A 2,013-nucleotide genomic window follows, 5' to 3' on the forward strand; every position below is an offset into this window, starting at 1 on the left:
CGCCGATAAGTCGACCTCCACCTGAGGCGCCCAAGGTAGAGCGGTCCATGGCACAGACCCCTGCCTTGGTTATAGTGGGTACGAACTCTGTTTTTAGGATTGACGGGGAGAGAGTGTTTGGCAGACCCGACTTTGTTGCGTATGTACCTGGCTACAAGCTTATGTATATATCTACCCGCCACTTCCGGGTGTTTAAGATGGGCGATGAGTGGTTTATAGAAGATCTGGGTTCTGCAAATGGCACTTTTCTCAACGGCGTGGATATAAGAGGTAGGGGCCCGCAGAAGCTCAGCGATGGCGACGTGATTTCTGTGGCTGGCGAAATAAAACTGGTATTCAGGACTTCGTAGAATTATTTCTTCTCTTCCTCTTCAGTTGTTCTAACCGCTGTCTTATCTTCTTCCCTAACCCGCGTCTCGACGACGGCGTATGGCTGGACTTCCAGCTCCTCTTTTACTTCTCTTCTGCGGGTTAATGTGTTGATGACTCTAGTAACTTCTTTTCTCCTCCAGCCTAGTAGGCCGCTGGCGGAAACGCCGACGCCTAGGGCCGCGGCTTCTGTGTAGTCTTTAGCCCAAGTCGCTGTTAACCTCATGGGCTGGTTCACCTGTATAGTGATGGTGGCGTTTTTGTAGGTGTTGCCGTTTTGATCTACCCATCCCTCGAATCTGTCTTTTATCAAAAAGCCTCGCACTGGCTGATCTATAGACACCGTGGCGTAGGAACCTGCCAGATACCACCCGCCGCCGGAGGCCGAGCCGATGGGGGTTTCTACCTCAACTAGATACTCCTTATTCCACACAATGTAGACGTCGTGGGGCGCCGTCACTGTGAATGTGGCGGGGGCCGACGCCCCGTCGACGACGAGGCCTGTGTTCATGTAGCGGATGCCCTGTGCCTCAACGGGTTTGAAGAGGCTTATGTCGACGGTGTATTGTGAGCCCGTGTCTACCCACTCCTCCCTTACGGCTTTCCTCTCAGCTTCGCCCTGGGCTGTCTTGACTATGTATCCTATGCGTAGTAGGTACTGCTTTATATATCTAGGCCTTACGGTGTAGGGCTCTGTTGCTTTTATTTCAACTACCGGGTTTCCGTCGAGCCGCCACCTAACCCTCTCGCCGGCGGGTACTATTTGATCTAGGCGGAACTGGGCTACAGAGCCCTGTTCTACCCACCTCTCGACGCGGTTCTGCCCGTCTATGCATCTAACCTCGCCGCAGTCGACGGCTATGAGATACTCTTTGGCCCACACAGCCTTTACCTCGGTCGGCCCGTTTATGCGGATTTGTGGCCTTTCAGTAGCGCCTTGGGAGACTCCGTTTATGACCACGTCTTTTAGCGCCCACCTGGCGCCTTCGCCTACTGTAACATATCGACTGATTGGAGGCGAGTATACGTCACCTGCTCTGACCCACGTGTCGTAATTTGTTCCTGCTGGCGCGAGTATTACGGCGACTCTGTACTGCCTGCTGTAGACAGCCCTTACTACTGTGTTTTCTCTTAGGACTACCGTCCCAGTGTTGCCACCCGTCGCCCCTTCCCACCTTTCAAATACGGCTCTGGCGTCAGCTCCCAGCGTCACTATCTGGGGCACTTCAATGGTATAGGTACCTGGCAGAAGCCACCTCTCCCGCACCGCTTCGCCGCTTATGACGGGTGTGATGTCTAGGGGCCTTCCGGTATGATCCACTGCCTCGACTCTCAGCTGTGCGTAGACCTTTAGGGGTATTGTAAAGACGTCTTCGTACTCTTCTCCAGTCGCCGGCGACTTGTAGCGTAGCGTCGCTTTTATTTCGTAAACACCAGCCCTCTCGGGGGTGAAGCGTATGGTGAACGTTGCCGTGCCTCCCTCACCGACTCTTCGCGGTGCGTCGATGCTGTATCTGCCTTCTGACAGTGTTAGGCTGACTACCTCGGCGTCAAATCCCTTGTTTATGGCGGTGATTGTAAACATTCCCTCGATCCCTTGCCTCAGCTCAATCGTATTAATTGAAGCCTCAAAGGGGCCCGGCC

At 54.0% G+C, this 2,013-nt stretch carries 2 protein-coding genes; one reads left to right on the forward strand and one right to left on the reverse strand.

All coding sequences use genetic code 11. The features are described 5' to 3' along the window. Positions 1–350: FHA domain-containing protein (locus ACP5J3_RS13725; RefSeq protein WP_428496199.1), on the forward strand; the 350-nt coding region annotated here is incomplete at its 5' end. A 2-nt stretch (positions 351–352) separates the two neighbouring features. Here the strand turns inward: ACP5J3_RS13725 and ACP5J3_RS13730 are convergent. After that, the coding region (locus ACP5J3_RS13730) for an InlB B-repeat-containing protein (RefSeq protein WP_428496200.1) at positions 353–2,013 on the reverse strand (1,661 nt) is incomplete at its 5' end.

This window comes from Pyrobaculum sp. (genome assembly GCF_049971835.1).
Lineage (GTDB): Archaea > Thermoproteota > Thermoprotei > Thermoproteales > Thermoproteaceae > Pyrobaculum.